This is a genomic window from Mesorhizobium sp. USDA 4413, assembly GCF_056280365.1.
This window is the reverse complement of sequence record NZ_JBVPRP010000001.1, coordinates 6,087,271-6,105,119: the sequence shown is the minus strand read 5'-3', so window position 1 is coordinate 6,105,119 and position 17,849 is coordinate 6,087,271. Positions and strand designations below refer to the sequence as shown.

General features: G+C 64.0%; 20 protein-coding genes. 11 read left to right on the top strand and 9 right to left on the bottom strand.

What is annotated here, in order from left to right:
• Positions 1 to 40: 40 nt before the first annotated feature.
• Positions 41 to 685 carry a 50S ribosomal protein L25/general stress protein Ctc gene (locus tag ACVMIM_RS29690; RefSeq protein ID WP_040996860.1) on the bottom strand — a complete coding sequence of 215 codons (645 nt, stop codon included), beginning with the start codon at positions 683 to 685 and terminating at the stop codon, positions 41 to 43.
• 324 nt (positions 686 to 1,009) lie between these two features.
• Between ACVMIM_RS29690 and ACVMIM_RS29685 the strand changes: the two genes are divergently transcribed.
• The 6 genes from ACVMIM_RS29685 to ACVMIM_RS29660 all read left to right on the top strand — a co-directional run bounded on the left by ACVMIM_RS29685 (position 1,010) and on the right by ACVMIM_RS29660 (position 6,531).
• Positions 1,010 to 1,663, top strand: coding sequence for a glutathione S-transferase family protein (locus ACVMIM_RS29685; RefSeq protein ID WP_476116322.1), 654 nt, complete (start codon positions 1,010 to 1,012; stop codon positions 1,661 to 1,663).
• Between the two features lie 230 nt (positions 1,664 to 1,893).
• Positions 1,894 to 2,451: an FMN reductase gene (gene msuE, locus ACVMIM_RS29680; protein ID WP_476116320.1), complete on the top strand. Its 558-nt coding sequence runs from the start codon at positions 1,894 to 1,896 to the stop codon at positions 2,449 to 2,451.
• A 36-nt stretch (positions 2,452 to 2,487) separates the two neighbouring features.
• Positions 2,488 to 3,846: an LLM class flavin-dependent oxidoreductase gene (locus ACVMIM_RS29675; protein WP_476116319.1), complete on the top strand. Its 1,359-nt coding sequence runs from the start codon at positions 2,488 to 2,490 to the stop codon at positions 3,844 to 3,846.
• Between the two features lie 22 nt (positions 3,847 to 3,868).
• Positions 3,869 to 4,714: an ABC transporter permease gene (locus ACVMIM_RS29670; RefSeq protein WP_476116317.1), complete on the top strand. Its 846-nt coding sequence runs from the start codon at positions 3,869 to 3,871 to the stop codon at positions 4,712 to 4,714.
• Between the two features lie 39 nt (positions 4,715 to 4,753).
• Positions 4,754 to 5,752, top strand: a complete 999-nt coding sequence (locus tag ACVMIM_RS29665) for an ABC transporter substrate-binding protein (RefSeq protein ID WP_476116315.1) — start codon at positions 4,754 to 4,756, stop codon at positions 5,750 to 5,752.
• Between the two features lie 17 nt (positions 5,753 to 5,769).
• Entirely contained in the window at positions 5,770 to 6,531 is a 762-nt protein-coding gene (locus tag ACVMIM_RS29660) for an ABC transporter ATP-binding protein (RefSeq protein WP_476116313.1), read from the top strand.
• Between the two features lie 122 nt (positions 6,532 to 6,653).
• On the opposite strand, the gene ACVMIM_RS29655 is transcribed toward ACVMIM_RS29660, so the two are convergent.
• Positions 6,654 to 7,097, bottom strand: a complete 444-nt coding sequence (locus ACVMIM_RS29655) for a MarR family winged helix-turn-helix transcriptional regulator (protein ID WP_476117416.1) — start codon at positions 7,095 to 7,097, stop codon at positions 6,654 to 6,656.
• A 149-nt stretch (positions 7,098 to 7,246) separates the two neighbouring features.
• Between ACVMIM_RS29655 and ACVMIM_RS29650 the strand changes: the two genes are divergently transcribed.
• Complete coding sequence (locus ACVMIM_RS29650; protein ID WP_476116311.1) at positions 7,247 to 8,104, top strand: alpha/beta fold hydrolase; 858 nt, start codon at positions 7,247 to 7,249, stop codon at positions 8,102 to 8,104.
• 79 nt (positions 8,105 to 8,183) lie between these two features.
• Here the strand turns inward: ACVMIM_RS29650 and ACVMIM_RS29645 are convergent, their stop codons facing one another.
• Positions 8,184 to 9,413, bottom strand: coding sequence for an MFS transporter (locus ACVMIM_RS29645; protein WP_476116309.1), 1,230 nt, complete (start codon positions 9,411 to 9,413; stop codon positions 8,184 to 8,186).
• A 163-nt stretch (positions 9,414 to 9,576) separates the two neighbouring features.
• Here ACVMIM_RS29645 and ACVMIM_RS29640 point away from each other — a divergent pair, with 163 nt between their 5' ends.
• Positions 9,577 to 10,461, top strand: coding sequence for an AraC family transcriptional regulator (locus tag ACVMIM_RS29640; RefSeq protein ID WP_476116307.1), 885 nt, complete (start codon positions 9,577 to 9,579; stop codon positions 10,459 to 10,461).
• Here the strand turns inward: ACVMIM_RS29640 and ACVMIM_RS29635 are convergent.
• From ACVMIM_RS29635 to lgt, 6 genes are all read right to left on the bottom strand, one after another.
• Complete coding sequence (locus ACVMIM_RS29635) at positions 10,458 to 11,393, bottom strand: ribose-phosphate pyrophosphokinase (protein WP_040989656.1); 936 nt, start codon at positions 11,391 to 11,393, stop codon at positions 10,458 to 10,460. The genes ACVMIM_RS29640 and ACVMIM_RS29635 overlap by 4 nt on opposite strands.
• 185 nt (positions 11,394 to 11,578) lie before the next feature.
• Complete coding sequence (locus ACVMIM_RS29630; protein ID WP_476116306.1) at positions 11,579 to 12,199, bottom strand: hypothetical protein; 621 nt, start codon at positions 12,197 to 12,199, stop codon at positions 11,579 to 11,581.
• Positions 12,200 to 12,254: 55 nt separating this feature from the next.
• The gene (locus tag ACVMIM_RS29625; RefSeq protein WP_040989654.1) at positions 12,255 to 13,406 is read right to left on the bottom strand and encodes a M24 family metallopeptidase; all 1,152 of its coding nucleotides are present in this window, start codon (positions 13,404 to 13,406) and stop codon (positions 12,255 to 12,257) included.
• Positions 13,406 to 14,194 carry a peptidoglycan editing factor PgeF gene (gene pgeF, locus ACVMIM_RS29620; RefSeq protein ID WP_476116304.1) on the bottom strand — a complete coding sequence of 263 codons (789 nt, stop codon included), beginning with the start codon at positions 14,192 to 14,194 and terminating at the stop codon, positions 13,406 to 13,408. The genes ACVMIM_RS29625 and pgeF overlap by 1 nt, the downstream gene beginning before the upstream one ends.
• Before the next feature lie 88 nt (positions 14,195 to 14,282).
• Positions 14,283 to 15,350, bottom strand: coding sequence for a class I SAM-dependent methyltransferase (locus tag ACVMIM_RS29615; RefSeq protein WP_476116302.1), 1,068 nt, complete (start codon positions 15,348 to 15,350; stop codon positions 14,283 to 14,285).
• The gene (lgt, locus tag ACVMIM_RS29610) at positions 15,347 to 16,201 is read right to left on the bottom strand and encodes a prolipoprotein diacylglyceryl transferase (protein ID WP_476116300.1); all 855 of its coding nucleotides are present in this window, start codon (positions 16,199 to 16,201) and stop codon (positions 15,347 to 15,349) included. Before lgt ends, ACVMIM_RS29615 begins: the two co-directional genes overlap by 4 nt.
• 131 nt (positions 16,202 to 16,332) lie before the next feature.
• Here lgt and ACVMIM_RS29605 point away from each other — a divergent pair, with 131 nt between their 5' ends.
• The 3 genes from ACVMIM_RS29605 to ACVMIM_RS29595 all read left to right on the top strand — a co-directional run bounded on the left by ACVMIM_RS29605 (position 16,333) and on the right by ACVMIM_RS29595 (position 17,817).
• Entirely contained in the window at positions 16,333 to 16,635 is a 303-nt protein-coding gene (locus ACVMIM_RS29605; protein WP_040996844.1) for an accessory factor UbiK family protein, read from the top strand.
• 312 nt (positions 16,636 to 16,947) lie between these two features.
• The gene (locus ACVMIM_RS29600; RefSeq protein ID WP_040989643.1) at positions 16,948 to 17,448 is read left to right on the top strand and encodes a type III secretion system chaperone family protein; all 501 of its coding nucleotides are present in this window, start codon (positions 16,948 to 16,950) and stop codon (positions 17,446 to 17,448) included.
• A gap of 9 nt (positions 17,449 to 17,457) precedes the next feature.
• On the top strand, positions 17,458 to 17,817 hold the full coding sequence (locus tag ACVMIM_RS29595; protein WP_127251739.1) for a tRNA-binding protein: 360 nt from the start codon (positions 17,458 to 17,460) through the stop codon (positions 17,815 to 17,817).
• Positions 17,818 to 17,849: the final 32 nt, after the last annotated feature.

The following is a 17,849-nucleotide window of genomic DNA, read 5'->3' as shown; positions in this document are numbered from 1 at the left end:
CTTTGATTTAGAGCCGGATGAAATCATCCGGCTCGGAGAATTACTTCTCTTCGGCCGCCGGGGCCGCCGTCTCGGTCGCCGCCGCCTCGGTGGTGGCTTCCGCCTCCGGCTTCATCGCCGACGAGCCGGCAATGGTCGCGATGGTGAAGTCGCGATCGGAGATGACCGGCTTGACGCCGGCCGGCAGCTTGACCGCCGAGATGTGGATCGAGTCGCCGATGTCGGTGCCGGCGAGGTCGACGGTGATGAATTCCGGGATCGCATTGGCCGGGCAGTGGAACTCGACTTCGTGGCGAACGATGTTGAGCACGCCGCCGCGCTTGATGCCGGGCGACTTGTCCTCATTGATGAAGTGGACAGGCACGTCGACATTGACCTCGGTGTCCTTGCCGATGCGCAGGAAGTCGACATGGACAGGGAAATCCTTGACCGGGTCGAGCTGGAAGTCCTTCGGCAGGACCTGGATCTTCTTGCCGTCGACATCGATCGTGGCGATCGTGGTCAGGAACCCGCCGCCATGGATCTTGTAGAAGATGTCCTTGTAGTTCAGCGCAATAGCCAGGGGAGGCTGCTTGTCGCCATAGATGACTGCAGGCACTTTACCGTTGCGGCGAACTGCACGGGCGGACCCCTTACCGACCTGTTCGCGCGCTTCGGCCTTGAGCTCGTAAGTATCGTGGCTCATGGCATTTCCTTTCGCGTGTTATGGAGCGTCCACGGCCGGCAAACCCGTCCGTAAACGTCGAAAGCCGTCGGCCTTGCACAGTCGGTCCAAACGCTTTTGGCTGTCCAAATGCTTTGGGGATCATGCGAGGCCTGGCCGGCCTTCCTCCGCGTTGCCTCCAAGGGTGTCTACGCGGGTGGCGGCTCTATAGCGGAAGGCAGCCTGAGGCGCAAGCCGTTGAACCGGAAGCCTTGGCGGCGCCAGGGGTTCCTTACCCTCGTCATGTAGCATCGGGCAGTTCTCGATCGTCCTATAACAGGCATTCGAAAGACTTTGGAGATCGACATGAAACTTCTGTTCAGCCGCAATCCCAATCCGCGCCTCGCGGTCGCGACGGCGCGCTATCTCAAGGCTAAGATCGCGTTTGAATTCGCATCGCCCATGGCGCCGGGGCAGGCCGAGCGCTATCGCGCGCTGAACCCCAATCTGACCTTGCCGATCCTGGTTGGCCCCGGATGGAGCCTCTGGGAAGCCGACGCCATAGCCTGCCGGCTCTCGCGCGTTGCGCATTCGGATTTCTGGCGCACCGGCGACGACGAGGCGGAGATGATCCGGTGGCTAAGCTGGGGCAAGGAGAATTTTGTCAGGGCCTGCGACATGGTGCATTTCGAACGCGGAACCAAGCAGCGCTGGGGATTGGGACCGGTCGACAAGGCGCTGGTTGCGGAGGGGCTGAGGCAGTTTCACGCGGCCGCAGCCATCCTTGAGGCCGAGCTTTCCCGACGGGAGTGGTTGGTCGACAATTCGGTCTCCTATGCCGATTTCCGCATGGCGACGTTTCTCGCCTTCAACGATGTCGCCAAGCTGCCGCTTGACGATTATCCTTCCCTTGGCCGTTGGTATCGCCTGCTCGAGGAGATCGATGCCTGGCGCGATCCGTTCAATGGGCTGGAAGCGCCGGAGCTGCCGCCGGTCAACGGCGAGGTCGTGCTGGACTGACCGCTATCCGAATGATCCTTGGGAAGGATGACCGCTGCGGAATGTGCCAATCCGCAGCGGAAATGACGATAGCCGCACCATCTGGGCGAAGGCGCGAAGGCTGCAACGCCGCATCCGCTGAACCAAGCAACCACGAAAGGACGCAAACTCAATCCCTCTGCCAGGCTCGTTTTGAAATCTTCTGGCTCATCTAACTCTACAAAATCGGTATCACCGCGAGGAGAGCCGAGATGACGAAGAAGCTGGTGGTCGGGATATCCGGCAATTTGACCCGCCCGTCGAAAACCAAGTCATTCGTCAGTCATATCGCCGGTGAGGCCGCCGGCCGGATCGGTGCGACCCACGCGGTGTTCGATATCGAGGATCTTGGTCCATCGCTCCCTCACGCACGGCGCCTTTCCGATCTCGATCCTGCGGCCCGCGCCATCGTCGATCTGCTCACCCGCGCCGATGTGCTGGTCGCCGGATCGCCGACCTTCAAGGGCAGCTACACCGGGCTTTTCAAGCACTTGTTCGACCTGCTCGATCCGTCGTCGCTGCGCGGAAAGCCGGTCATCCTGGCGGCGACAGGCGGCGGCGAGCGCCACTCGCTGATCGTCGAGCATCAGCTGCGTCCGCTGTTCGGCTTCTTCGAAGCACTCACCATGCCGACCGCGATCTATGCTTCGGACAAGGACTTCGTCGACGGCGCGCTGATGTCGGAGGCCATCCACGCCCGTGCCCGCCAGGCCGTCGCCGAGGTTTCGCGCGTCATCGGTGAAACCGGCAGCGTCAGCCTTGCCGCCTGATTTCAGCCAGTCGTTTTCCGAACCGAGGGATCAGTCATGACCAGCTCCAGGAGACAAATCAAGCTAGGTGCCTTCCTGCCCGGCGGCGGCCAGCACATCGCGGCCTGGCGGCATCCGGATGCGCCGGCCGACGGCGCGACCAACTTCGAGTTCCACAAGAAGCTGGCGTTGATCGCCGAGCGTGGCCTGTTCGACGCCTATTTCCTTGCCGACAATCTGACGGTCGGGCTTGGCGCGCGTGAAGGCGGCAACGCCAAGATCGCCGGTTTCGAACCGGTGACGCTGTTTTCGGCACTGGCGCCGCTGACCACGCATATCGGCTTCATCGCCACTGCCTCGACCACCTATGAAGAACCCTACACGCTCGCCCGCAAATTCGCCTCGCTCGACCTTCTGTCGAACGGGCGCGCAGGCTGGAACGTGGTGACGTCGGCCGGGGACGATACCGCGCGCAACTTCAACCGCGACGTCCAGCCCAACCATGCCGAGCGCTATGCGCGGGCGCATGAGCATGTAGAGACGGTCAAGGCATTGTGGGACAGCTGGGAAGACGACGCCTTCATCCGCGACAAGGAGACGGGCCGCTTCTACGACAAGGACAGGCTGCACGACGTCAACCACAAAGGCGAGCATTTCAGCGTCAAAGGCCCCCTCAACGTGCCGCGTCCGGTGCAGGGCCACCCGGTGGTCGTCCAGGCGGGGCAGTCCGAGGACGGGCGGAGGCTTGCGGCAGCTTCGGCCGAAGTGATCTTCACCGCGCATCAGAACCTGGCTTCGGCGCAGGAGTTCTATCGCGACATCAAGGCGCGCGTGGTGGCGGCCGGCCGCGATCCGGCGCAGGTGCTGATCATGCCGGGCGTGGCGCCCTTCGTCGGCCGCACCGAAAAGGAAGCCCGCGCCAAATACCAGCAGTTGAACGACCTCATCCTGCCCGAGGACGGCGTGGCGCTGCTCAACGGTCTCGCCGGGCAGACCCTCGACCTCAGGGACTACCCGCTCGACGGACCGCTGCCGCCGAGCCGGGAAACCGAAGGCATGAAGAGCCGCCAGGCGCTGATCCGCCAGATCGCGGACGAGCATAATTTTACGATCCGCCAGCTCTATCAATGGGTGGCGACCGCGCGCGGCCACTACACGGTGATCGGCAGCGTCTCGCAGGTCGCCGACCAGTTGGAAGAATGGTTCGGCAACGAAGCCGCCGACGGCTTCAACATCCTGCCGCCATGGCTGCCCGGCGCGCTTGAGGATTTCGTCGAGCTGGTGATCCCTGAACTGCAGCGGCGCGGCCTTTTCCGTACCGCCTATGAGGGCAGGACGTTGCGCGAGAACCTCGGCCTCAGGCGGCCGCAGAATCCATGGACGGTTGCACGCTCGACCGTGCTCGCCGCCGAGTGATCCCGAAACGAAAGGCAAGACGATGACCTTGCAGCACATCGAACGGACGGCCGGCGTTGGCCGGCAAGAGGGCAATGGCCTGCTCACGGACTTCCTGCGGCCAGCCGGGCGGGCCGCGGCAAGAATCGCTTCGCGCTATGGCGTGCTTCTGGGCTTTCTCGCGCTCTGGCAGGTTGCGGCGAGCAGCGGCTGGGTCAATGCGGCCGTCTTGCCGCCGATCGATGCGATTGTCGCAGCGCTCTGGAAGGGCCTCGCCGGCGGCAGCCTGCTCGGCGACATCGCCATCAGCCTGCAGCGCGCCGGCCTCGCCTTCGCCGCGGCTGTCGTCGTGGCCATCCCGCTCGGCCTGGTCATGGGCCAGGCGCGCGCCGTGGAAGCCGCGCTCGACCCGATCCTGCAGCTCTTCCGTCAGACATCGGCCCTGGCGCTCTATCCGGTGTTCATCCTGCTTCTGGGACTGGGCGAAGCCTCGAAGGTGTTCGTCATCTTCTGGGCGACGCTGTTCCCGCTGCTGCTCAACACGATCAACGGCGTGAAGGAAGTCGACCCGAAGCTGCTCGAAATGGCGCGCGTCTATGGCGCCCGGCGGCTGACGATCTTCCGCCGCGTCGTGCTGCCGGGCGCCGTGCCGTCGATCTTCGTCGGCTTGAGGCTGGCGGCCACCACCGCGCTGCTGCTCTTGATCGCCTCGGAAATGATCGGCGCCAACAAGGGCATCGGCTTCCAGGTGATGAATGCTCAATACAATTTCCAGATCCCGCTGATGTTCGCGGCGATCGTCATCCTCGCGGCCCTCGGCCTGCTCGCCAACCAAGCGCTGGTCATCTTGCAGCGGCGGCTCTGCCGCTGGAACAACTCGGTCGCCTAAGCAACCGATCTCCCTGCTGAAACCATGAAAGGTCGGATCATGTCCATCACACGCCGCTCGCTTCTCCTGCGTGCCCCGCTTGCCGCTGGCATCATCGCCGTGGGACTGCCCTCGATCGCAAGGTCGCAGGCCCCATCCGTCAAGATCCGCTATCTCGCCAGCCGCGGCGGCATCTCCCCGCACGAGCTCGCCGATGAGCTCGGCTACTTCAAGGGCCTCGGCGTCGAGCTCGAAAATGTCGGCTATGCGGCGGGCGGCCCGGAATCGCTGTTCGCGCTCGCCTCCGGCAGCGTCGATCTCGGTTCGGCCGCCACGCCGGCCGTGATCAACTCGATCGCCGGCGGCAACGACTTCGTCGCGGCCTACCCAAGCAACGGCATCAACAAGGATGTCAAAAGCGTTTTCTATGTGCTGGAAGACAGCCCGATCAAATCGATCGCCGACATCGCCGGCAAGACGATCTCGGTCAACACGCTCGGGGCGCATCTCGATTATACGGTGCGCGAGGCGCTGCATGGCGTCGGTCTGCCGCCGGATGCCGCCAAGCTCGTCGTGGTGCCCGGGCCGCAGCTCGAGCAGACCTTGCGCTCGCATCAGGTCGATATCGCGGGGTTGGGTTACTGGCAGGCGACCTTCGCCGGCCAGCTGGTCGCCGATGGCGGCGTGCGCGGCGTCTTCAACGACACCGATGTGCTCGGCGAGATCGCCGGCGGCTTCGTCGTGCTCAGGCGCGATTTCATTGCCGCCAATCCCGACGCAGCGCGCAACTTCGTCGAGCAATCGGCGCGTGCCGCCGATTGGTCGCGGCAGAATCCGGACGAGACGCGCAAGCTGCTGGCCGACATCCTCAACAGGCGCGGCGAGAATGGCGAGCTGGCGCGCTACTTCACCGGCTTCGGCCTGCGCGAAAAGGCTGCGGTTGCCGACCGCGACGTCGACTTCTGGGTGAGCATCCTCGAACGCGACGGGCGCCTGCCGAAAGGCAAGCTCAAGGCCGCCGACATCCTCTACCGCCCCGGCGAAACCAAAACCAACTGAGCACGGAGGCGCAAGCCATGGCCAGGCCAAGCAGCGGTGAGGTCACGATACGCGACTTGTCGAAATCCTTCAGCCTTGGCGGTCGCCAGCTCGCCGTGCTGCGCTCGCTCAACCTCGACATCCGATCCGGCGAATGCCTGGTCATCGTTGGCGCCAGCGGTTCGGGCAAGACGACGCTGCTGCGTATCCTTGCCGGGCTGGAGGAGGCGGATGGCGGCGCCGTCGCGATCGACGGCAGGGAGATCGTGGGTGTCGGCGAGGAGCGCGCGGTGATCTTCCAGGAGCCGCGCCTGCTGCCCTGGCTCACCGTGCTCGGCAATGTCGCCTTCGGCCTCGAAGTGCGCGGCGTGGCGAAGGCGGAGGCCGAGCAGCGGGCGCGCTTTTATATCGCGCTGGTCGGCCTCGCCGAATTCAGCGACGCTTATCCCAGGCAGCTCTCGGGCGGCATGGCGCAGCGCGTCGGTATCGCGCGGGCGCTGACGGTGCGGCCGGAGATACTGCTGCTCGACGAGCCGCTCGGCGCGCTCGATGCCATGACCAAGATCTCCATGCAGGAGGAACTGGCGCGCATCTGGAGCGAGGAGAACGTCACCATGGTCGTGGTCACGCACGACCTGGAAGAGGCGATCTATCTCGCCGACAGGGTGCTGATCCTGCCCAAGGAAAAAAGCGGCGCGGCGCGGCTGATCGACGTCGATCTGCCGCGTCCGCGCGAGCGCAGCGAAAGCCGCTTCGTGCGCTATCGCGAGGAGTTGCTGCGCGAGTTCGGCCTGCACTAGGTGTGTCGATATTCAGGTGAGGCGGGCCTCGTCCAGCGTAGGCCGGTATCCACATGCCCAAAAATACGCGGTTCTCGGAACTCACCGTTCTCGACTCGGCCTGATCTCAATCTCAACACGCTTCAGGCGGCGTCGACTGGTTCGTCGCTGCTCAACGCATCGCGCAATTTTTGGATTTGCCGGTTCAGGGCATCAAGCTCGGCCAGCTTCATGCCTGAGCGCTCGATCAGCGTCTCGTTGAGGCAATTGCACTGGACAAGCAGGGCCCGTCCTCTTGGGGTCAGGTCGACCTGCACCTGACGCTCGTCAATCTGGCTGCGCTGCCGGGTGACAAGGCCCGCCTGCTCCATCCTTTTCACCAGCGGGGTGATGGTGCTCGATTCCAGAGCGAGCCGATGCGCGATGCTGCCTACCGACATGCCGTCCGCCTCTCCCAATGCGTTGAGCACGAGATATTGCGGATAGGTGATTCCCATCTCGTCCAGCATCGGCTTGTAGGTGCGGTTGATCGCCATGCTGGTCGCATAGAGCGTGAAGCAGAGCTGATTGTCCAACGGGAGAGGCACGGCGCATTCCTTTTGCCGACTGAGCATCTGCTCTATACCACGAAAAAAGATATTGCGATACATATTTTCGTGGACAAGAGCTCGAAACTCCGGTAGAAATATTGTTATCGCGATATTGTTTATCGCAACATCAACCAAAGGAGATTGAGATGACCTCGCAGAACAAGTCAGGTTCGGGCAGCGGCACGATCACCACCAAGGACGGAACGCAGATCTTTTACAAGGATTGGGGGATGGGCCAGCCGATCGTCTTCCATCATGGCTGGCCGCTGAGCAGCGACGACTGGGACGCCCAGATGCTGTTCTTCCTGTCAAAAGGTTACCGCGTCATCGCGCATGACCGGCGCGGCCATGGCCGTTCCAGCCAGACCGACACCGGCAACGAGATGGACACCTACGCCGCCGACGTGGCGGCGCTCGCCGCGCATCTCGATCTCAAGGACGCCATCCATGTCGGTCATTCGACGGGCGGCGGCGAGGTGGCGCGCTACGTCGCGCAATATGGCGGCGCAGGCCGTGTCGCCAAGGCCGTGCTGATTGGCGCGGTGCCGCCGATCATGCTGAAGACGCCCGCCAATCCGGGCGGCCTGCGGATCGAGGTGTTCGACGGTTTCCGTGCGGCGCTGGAGGCCAACCGCGCCCAGTTCTTCCACGACGTTCCGGCCGGGCCGTTCTACGGCTTCAATCGCCCGGGCGCGCAGGTTTCCGAGGGCGTCATCGACAATTGGTGGCGTCAGGGCATGATGGGCGGCGCCAAGGCGCATTACGACTGCATCAAGGCCTTCTCGGAAACGGACTTCACCGAAGACCTCAAGACCATCGACGTGCCGGTGCTGGTCATGCATGGCGACGACGACCAGATCGTGCCGATCGCGGACTCCGCGCTGCTTGCGATCAAGCTGCTCAAGAAGGGCGAGCTCAAGGTGTATAAGGGTTTTCCGCACGGCATGGCGACGACCCATGCGGATGTGATCAACGCCGACCTCCTGACTTTCTTCAAGGCCTGAGGCAGGTCGCCAAACACGAAAGCACCCGCCCTACGGCGGGTGCTTTGATCCTCGGAAGCCATTCGAAGTGGCCGCGCAATCAGGCCTTCCGCGCCTCCTTCATGTTGGGCAGGAACACCGTCAGCAGGCCGAGGAAGGGCAGGTACGAGCAGACCTGGTAGACGAAGTCGATCCCCTTCATGTCGGCGACGACGCCGAGCACGGCAGCGGCGATGCCACCCATGCCGAAGGCGAAGCCGAAGAAGATGCCGGCGATCATGCCGACGCGGCCCGGAACCAGTTCCTGCGCGAGGACGACGATGTTGGAGAAGGCCGAGGACAGGATCAGGCCGATCAGCACGGTGAGCACCATCGTCCATTCCAGATTGGCGTAGGGCAGCGCCAGCGTGAAGGGCAGCACGCCGACGATCGAGAACCAGATCATCGCCTTCTGTCCATAGCGGTCGCCGAACGGGCCGCCGAGCAGGATGCCCAGCGCCGAGGCGCCGAGGAACAGGAACAGCATCACCTGGCTCATCTGCACGGAAACGCCGAACTTATGGATGGCGTAGAAGGTGTAGTAGCTGGAGAGCGAGGCAATATAGGCGTTCTTGGTCAGCACCAGCAGCGTCAGCACGACCAGCGCCCACATGACCTTCTTGCGTGCGAAGGGCGAGACCTGGGCGGCCTGCTTGCGGGCGGCCATCGAGGCGCGCAGCCGGCTGTACCAGCCGCCGACCTGCCACAAAACGACGATGCCGATCAGCGAGCCGACGGCGAACCAAGAAATGCTGGTCTGGCCGAACGGCACGACGATGAAGGCGGCGAGCAACGGTCCCATGGCCTGGCCGAAATTGCCGCCCACCTGGAACAGCGACTGCGCCAGACCGAAGCGGCCGCCGGACGCGAAGCGGGCGATGCGCGAGGATTCCGGATGGAAGATCGCCGAGCCGATGCCGATCAGCGACGCGCCGATCAACAGCAGCCAGTAATGGCCGGCATGAGCGAGCACCACCAGCCCGACCAGCGAAGAAGCCATGCCCCAGGGCAAGGAGTAGGGCATCGGCTTCTTGTCGGTGATCATGCCGATGACCGGCTGCAGCAGCGAAGCCGTCACCTGGAAGGTGAAGGTCAGAAGGCCGATCTGCCAGAAATCGAGACCATAGTTGTCCTTGAGCAGCGGATAGATCGCGGAAAGCAGCGACTGCATGATGTCGTTGACACAGTGACAGAAGCTCACCGCAAGAATGACGGTGAAGGCCGTCGCTTGCGCCGAGATGTTGCTTGCCGGCGCCGGTGCGGCGACGGAGGTGGCGGTCGTATCAGTCAAGGCAATGCTCCGTAGTCTTGTTGGAGCATGATCTTTTCCGAAAACCGGTTCCCACTTTTCGGGATCATGCTCTAGGCGGCGAACCGCAGCCGGCCTTATAGGCCGGTTGCCAAGCGACTTCTTTCGTGGTTTGGTCCAATAGTTTCGCAAGTGGGCCAGATCGATGCCGCATGGCAGGGAGCTATTCAAGGGCGACGCCGCCGAGCTCGGCCGGCTGCATGAAAGCCGCTGGCAATGGCTGGAACAGGCCGTCGGGCCGGCCGTGGCACTGCCCACGGAATACCCGGACGGCTACCACGTGCCGCAGCACCGTCACAGCCGCAGCCAATTGCTGCACGCGCTGGTCGGCGTGGTCCTTGTGACGACCAGGCACGGGCGATGGATGGTGCCGCCCGACCATGCGATGTGGATACCGGCCGGCACCGAGCATTCCGTCGAGATGCTGGGCGATGTCTCGATGCGCTCGGTCTATGTCATGCCGGACGCCATCGCCGGCTTGCCCAAGGGTTTGCGCGTCGTCGGCATCACGGAATTGATGCACAGCCTGATCGTCGAATCGGAGAAGCTGCCGCAGGGGAGTGAGCTCGAGGGGCGTGCCGCGCTCGTCATGGGACTTCTGCTGCACGAGATCCCGAACCTGCCGGAACGGCCGCTCGGCCTGCCTTTCCCGTCCGATCCGAAGCTCGCAGCGCTCTGCCGGCGCTTCGTGGCAGCCCCGTCGCCGCATGCGACGATCGACGAATGGGCGAATGTCGTGGGTATGAGCCGGCGCTCCTTCACCCGTGCCTTCCATCGCCAGACCGGGCTGTCGCTGTCGACCTGGCGCCAGCAGGCGTGCCTGTTCGCGGCGCTGCCCAGGCTCGCCGACGGCGAGCCGATCACCAGGGTGGCGCTCGATCTCGGCTATGACAGCGTGCCGGCCTTCACGACCATGTTCAAGCGCATGCTCGGCACCTCGCCGCGCGGCTATATGCGCGGCGCGCGCGAGGCGGGCGAAGGGACGAAACGGATGACCGGGCCTGCTCAGGCCAGCAGCAGCTTAGCTTAGTCGAACAGGCTCGACACGGATTCTTCCGTCGCCGTGCGCGAGATCGCTTCGCCCATCAGGTCGGCGATCGAAATGACGCGGATGTTCGGCGCGTCGAGCACGCCCTGCGTCGGCTGGATGGAATCGGTGATCACCAGCTCCTGCAGCTTCGAGCCGGCGATACGGGCGACGGCGCCGCCGGAGAGCACGCCATGCGTGATGTAGGCGGTGACGGAGGTCGCGCCATTGGCCAGCAGCGCGTCGGCCGCATTGCAAAGCGTGCCGCCGGAATCGACGATGTCGTCGATCAGGAGACAGTCCTTGCCGGCGACGGCACCGATGATGTTCATAACTTCCGATTCGCCAGGGCGCTCGCGACGCTTGTCGACGATGGCAAGCTGCGCGTCGAAACGCTTGGCCAAAGCGCGCGCCCGCACCACGCCGCCGATGTCGGGCGACACGACCACGACATTGCCGAGCTGTTTGTATTTCGCCTTCACGTCGCGGGCCATCACCGGCACCGAGAACAGATTGTCGGTCGGGATGTCGAAGAAGCCCTGGATTTGGCCGGCATGCAGGTCGAGCGTCAGCACGCGATTGGCGCCGGCGCGGGTGATCATGTTGGCGACCAGCTTGGCCGAGATCGGCGTGCGGCCGGAGGCGCGGCGGTCCTGCCTCGCATAGCCGAAATAGGGGATGACCGCCGTGATGCGCCGCGCCGAGGAGCGCATGAAGGCGTCCATCATGATGAGCAGTTCCATCAGATGGTCGTTGGTCGGATAAGAGGTAGACTGCAGGATGAACACATCCTCGCCGCGCACGTTTTCCTGGATCTCGACGAAGATTTCCTGGTCGGCGAAGCGCCTGACGCTGGCCTTCCCCAGCGGGATGTTGAGATAGCGAGCGACCGCCTCGGCCAGCACCCGGTTGGAATTGCCCGCGAAAAGCTTCATGCACCGTTCCTGGTGAAGGATGGAGAGGCCGGAGAGACTCTCATAAGCCTTTTATGCGGGCTTTTAGCGGCCCGCGCCGGTATTGCAAGCCTCGTTGTGGGGAATCCTTGCGGCGACCGGAACGAACAGCGCAAAAACATCGCAACCTGGCAACAGTTTGGCTGGCAACAGTTCGGCCGATCCGATCAACCGGCGCCGCCGCTGCCGAGCCAGGCGGCGAACTGGTCGATCGTCTGGTCGGCGATGGCCTGCATGGTGGCGGGCGCTACCGTGGGCCACCCTTCGCCGCTGCCGACGGAAGGCGCCTTCTGCTGGCCATTGATGCGGTGGAGGCGGTTGCCGGAGGGATCGTAAATGTCCCAGACATAGATGACGGTCGTGTCCTTGCCCTCGGACATCGTCGAAAAATAGCCCTTCAGCACATGCGTCGCCGTCTGGTCCGTGCTGCCGACAAGCGTCAGGCCGCGCTGTTTGGCACGGGTCTGCAGCTCCGCCGTCAACGGTGCCGCTGCGTCAACCGACGCGCCGACGATCGGCGCCACCTGCAGCCGCGTCCTGGCGAGGGCGGCGGTTTGCGCCGGCGTTGCGGGTTTTGCGGATGTCGTCGCGGGACCGGGCGAAGGAGCCGGCGCGGTTGTGGTCGCAGATGTGGCCGTTGTCGATGTGGCCTGCGGGGCGGCCGAAGACTGGACCGAGCTCGCCGGCGGGGTGATCGCCGAAGGCTCGAGCACGTCCTTGGCGTTGGTGCAGGCGCCAAGCGCCAGCGCCGCAAGCAATGACACGGTCGTCACCTGCGATCGTCTCATTTGCCTGAAAACTCCCTGCTGGCGAACGCCCCCGCGTGGACCAACCATTATGGATTCACTGCACGATCAAGTCGAGATCATGGCGCGACAGCGGCTTCGGCGCCGATTCCGTGGTGAGGTAGGTGCGGCCGAGCGTCATCGCGGTCTCGGTCTCCGAGTCCATGATGATCATATGCGCGAACAGCGTCATATTGGGCGCGATCGGCTCCGGATTGCCTTGGTAGAACATCGGCATGTCCATCCAGGACGGCGTGAAGCGGGCGCCGACCGAATAGCCGCAGGCGTTCAGCCGGTGCTTGGTCAGATTGTGCGCTTCGAGCGTGCGCGCATGCGCGTCGAAGACATCGCCGAAGGTGTTGCCCGGCGTCATCGCCTTCTCGACGGCGAGCAGGGCGGCACGGGAAGCGTCGAACAATTCCTGGTGACGTTTCGACACCTTGCCGGTCAGAACAGTGCGCATCATCGGAGCATGATAATGGTGGAAGACGCCGGCCCATTCGAGCGTCAGCTGGTCGTTCTTGGTCAGCTTGCGGCGGCCGGCCTTGTAGCGACAGAGCAAGGCATCGGCGCCGGAGCCGATGATGTACTCGTTGGCGGGATAGTCGCCTCCGCCGGCAAAGACCGCGCCCTGCATGGCTGCGAGAATGAGCCCTTCGTCGCCGCCCTGCTTGATCAGCGGCAGCGCCGCATCCAGCGCGTCGTCGGAGAGATTGGCGGCCTTTTCCGCCTTGGCGATCTCGGCCGGGCTCTTGAACAAGCGCAGCCGGCCGACGATGCCGGAGGCATCCGCGATCTGGCCGAAGGTCTGCAACTGCTCGTCCAGGCGGCGGCCGTTATAGGCGGTCAGGCCATGGGTGTCGTATTCGACGCCGATGCGGGCGCCGAGCAGATCGAGATCGTTGAGCAGGTTGCGCAGGTCGATCGCCGGGTTGGCGCCCTGACGATCGGTCCACAGCACGATGTTTTCGATGGTCGAAGTATGGCGCGCTTGCCTGAGATCGGCCGAACGGGTGAGCAGCACCATCGAGCCGTCGGCCTTCACCACCAGGCACTGGAAGAAGCAGAAGCCGAAGGTGTCGTAGCCGGTCAGCCAGTACATGCTCTCCTGCGCGAACAGCAACACGGCGTCGAGCTTCTTCTCGGCCATTTCGATCAGCAGCCGGTCGCGTCGCGCGTCGAATTCCGAACGTTCGAAATGCAGCGCCATTACTCTTTCTCCAGAACGATTGCCGAAACCTGGCGCCCGTAATCCGCTTCCTTGCGGTGTGTGGTGCGCCGGTAGGAATAGAACAGCTCTTCTTCCGCGTAAGTGCAGCGGCCAAGGCTCTCGGCGGTCACGCCGGCCTTGCGCAGCCGGTCGACGGTATATCGGTTGAGATCGAACATCGAGTGGCCGGCCGTCTTCGAGGGCCTGAAATAGCGGTGATTGCCGACGTCGGCCTCGACGAATCGGGCGACGAATTCCGGCCCGACCTCATAATTGTCGGGGCCGATCGAGGGGCCAAGCACGGCGACGATGCGCTCGCGGCGGGCGCCGAGGGCTTCCATCGCGGCGACGGTGTTTTCGAGCACGCCGGTAAAGGCGCCCTTCCAGCCGGCATGTGCGGCGCCGATGACGCGCGCCCCGGCATCCGCGAAGAGAATCGGGCCGCAATCGGCGGTCGAGGCGCCGACGGCGATGCCGGGACGGTCGGTGACGATGGCGTCGGCTTTCGGCCGAGGACCGGCGAAGGGCTCCCTGGCGACAATGACATCCGGCGAATGGATCTGGTGCGCGGTCAACAGATGATCCGCCGGCACGCCCATCCAGTCGGCAACGCGCCGCCGGTTCTCGGCGACCAGTGTCTGATCGTCGCTAGAGCCCGTGCCGATGTTGAGCCCGCGATAGATGCCGTCGGAGACGCCGCCGACGCGGGTGAAGTAGCCGTGTCGCATGCCTTCAGCCTTTTCAAGCAGCGGCGAGCGTACTGGATCGGGTCTGGTCTGATTCAGCATGGTTGGGTTTGTCGTCCGCGCAAGGCAGGTTCGTCAAGGCGAAGTTCGGAGAACGAAGCGGACCAGACGGCGAGGCCGCTCGCCGATCTCAGGCGGGTTCTGCCGCCGGCAGGACCTTCATGACCTTGAACAGCTCGCCCATCGCGTCGGGACCGGCCAGGCGTTCGACCGCGTCTAAAATGGCTTGACGTGTTTCGGGATCGGCATCGGCGCCGAGCGTGCCGGCGCGCTCAAGCAAGCCCATGCCAAGCAGGAATTCGCCCTGGGTCGACAATTGCACGCCAAGACCGTGCGCGCGCACTATCTCGGCAAGAGCGGCGAAATCGACATGGGCGGTGAGGTCGGCTTCGCCCGGATTGGCCAAAACGTCTTCGCGCTCGTGCCGGCGCAGCGCCTGGAAAGTGTCGCCCATGCCCGGTTGCAGATGGCCGTAGTCGATGAAGAGGCCGGCGCCGCCCCGGGTGGCTATGCGTTCAGCGATCCGCGACATCAGCGCCGAACGGGCAGGCGCCACTTCGACGATGGCGCCTTGCGGCGGATCGGCGGCGGCTGCCGGCAGCAGCGCCGGGTCGACTGACCCCGCGCCAGCGAAGAAATGCAGCTCATCGGCCCCGTCGAGGCCGACAACGCGCTCGCGCCAGCCCGTGCCGACATAGACGAACTGCCGGATCGGCACCGCGTCGAACAATTCGTTGCCGACGATGAAGAGCGGCTGCCGCGGCAGCGTGTCGATCGTCTGGTGCCAGGCAAGCGCCGCACTCTGGCCGGCGAGGGTCTGCTTCTGGATTTCAGTCAGGCGCGGGCTGGTCTCGACCATGGCAAAGGAGGCGCCGGCGACGAGCGCCGGGTCGAGCCGCGACCAGGTGCGCAGCATGTCCTTCATCAAGGTGCCGCGGCCGGGACCGATCTCGGCGAAGATCGCGGGCAGAGGCCGGTCGGCAGTCTGCCAGGCCTGGTAAAGCCAGACGGCGACGAGCTCGCCGAACATCTGGCTGATCTCGGGCGCGGTGATGAAGTCGCCGGCGGCGCCGAAGGGCTCGCGCGTCGTGTAATAGCCCGCGTCGGGATCGAACAGGCAGAGCGCCATATATTCGCTGACCGGGATCGGCCCCGCTGCGCCGATCAGGCCTATGATGCGCTGCTTCAGCCCGGTCATGCCGCCCGCGGCTCAGGCGCCGGCTTCGCCGTTGCCATGGCCCAGATGCCGGCGAGCACCATCGGCGTGGACAGGATCATGCCCATGGTCAGCCAGCTGGTGCCGAGCAGATAGCCGAGCTGCTGGTCGGGCTCGCGGAAGAACTCGACGAAGATGCGCGACAGGCCGTAGCCGCAGATGAAGGCGCCGCCGACGAAGCGCGGCGTCTTCAGTTTCAGCCGCGAATGGGTGAGGAAGCGCAGCGTCAGGAAGAGCACGAGGCCTTCGAGCAAGGCCTCGTAGAGCTGACTGGGATGGCGGGTGAACGGGCCGCCATTGGGGAATTCAATTGCCCAGGGCACGTCCGAGGGCCGGCCCCAGAGCTCCGAATTGATGAAGTTGGCGACACGCACAAGGCCGAGCCCGACCGGCACGCCGGCCGACACCACATCGAACAATGTCCAGGTAGGAATGCGGCGCTTGAGCGAAAACAGCGTCATGGCAAGGATCACGCCGAGCAGGCCGCCATGGAACGACATGCCGCCCTGCCAGACCGCGAAGATGTCGAGCGGATGCGCGATATAGCGCGGCAGGTCATAGAAAAGCACGTAGCCGGTGCGTCCGCCGAGCACGACGCCGATCGCCGCCCAGACGATGAAGTCGTCGAGGTCCTCGGGCTTCATCGGCAGCTTGCCCTCCGGCCAGAGACTGGCGTTGGTGACCAGACGCTTGGCGTACCACCAGGCAAAAAGGATGCCGACGATGTAGCCGACGCCGTACCAATGCACCGCCAGCGGCCCGACATGCACGATGACCGGATCGATGTTGGGGAAGGGCAGGGAGGCCAGCGGCAGCAGGAAATATTCGCTCAAAACGGGGTCCCCGGTGACGGTCACGATCGGGCGCGGACCATGCGGCAGGCTTTTGGCGCGGTCAAGGCAAGGCTTCGCTTGCATTCCGCGCCGCGCGCCACTACGTCAAAACGACAAAGCGAGGATCTGCCATGGCGACCGGACCGAACCGCATTCTCGACGAATTCGCAAAGATCATGACCGACGCCGCTGGCGCCGCGCAGGGCGTGCGGCGCGAGGTGGAGACCGCGTTCCGGGCGCAGGCCGAGCGCATGCTGAACTCCATGGATGTGGTGCAGCGCGAGGAGTTCGAGGCCGTGCGCGAGATGGCGGTCAAGGCGCGGGAAGACAACATTCAGCTGGCAACGCGCCTCGAGGCGCTCGAGGCCAAGCTCGCCGAACTGACCGGACAGGCCGCACCTGCGGGTGCTGCGAAGCCCCGCGCAAAAAAATAATCGTTAAACTTTTCCACATAGCGCGATCCGAAAAATCGCTTTGCCGTGAATCGCTTACCGGCATTGCATGAATCTTCCTCACAGCCACCTTTCCACATGCGGATGACGCAGCGCGAAAAATTGGGCTGTTCACGCGACTCCCGATCAATAGACTGAATTTGTTGCATGATTCGAGCAGGGTCGTGCGCCGGGCGGTGGGGTCCGGTTGGGTCTTTGCGTTGGAAAGTCCTGACCGTCCGAGTTCTAGACAAGATTGTTCGTCGTGTGTGCCCCGCGGAGCGTGTGGCGCTCCCCTGAACACAGGAAGCATTCATGGAACTCCTCGAACTCGAATTCTCCCGCGAAATCCACCCGGTGGACGTCATCGAGCAGGTGGCCCACAACAACGACTGGTCTTTCGAACGCGCCGGCGACGATGAGATTTCGATTTCGGTCGCCGGCAGCTGGACCGACTATCACGTCTCCTTTTCCTGGATGGAGGATTTCGAGGCGTTGCATCTGGCCTGCGCCTTCGACATCAAGGTGCCGGAAACACGCGCGCTGGAAGTGATGCGGCTGTTGTCGCTGATCAACGAGCAGATGCTGTTCGGGCATTTCGATCTGTGGGAACAGGAAGGCGCTATTATGTTCAGGCAGTCGCTGCTGCTTGCCGGCGGCGTCGAGCCGTCGAGCCAGCAGGTCGAGGTGCTGCTGTCTTCGGCGCTCGAGGCCTGCGAATGCTATTTCCAGGCCTTCCAGTTCGTTGTCTGGTCGGGTACATCGGCCAAGGACGCGCTCTCCAGCGTGCTCTTCGAGACCCACGGTAACGCCTGAACCAAACCGATGAGTTCCAGCAGCGAGCGCAAGCCCGAGATCAGCTTTGCCGATTTCGACCGTGTCGACATCCGTGCCGGTACGATCGTCGAAGCCGAGCCGTTTCCGGAGGCGCGCAAGCCGGCGATCAAGCTGAAGATCGATTTCGGTCCGGCGATCGGCGTGAAGAAGTCGTCGGCGCAGATCACCAAATATTATGCGCCGGAGACGCTGATCGGCCGCCAGGTCTTCGCGGTGGTCAATTTCCCACCGCGACAGATCGGTCCTTTCATGTCGGAAGTGCTGACGCTCGGCTTTCCGGACGAAGAGGGCGCCGTGGTGCTCGGCGCCATAGAGCGCAAGGTGCCAGACGGCGGGCGCCTATTCTAGCATGCGCCGAGATTCAGGTGAGGCCCGCTTGC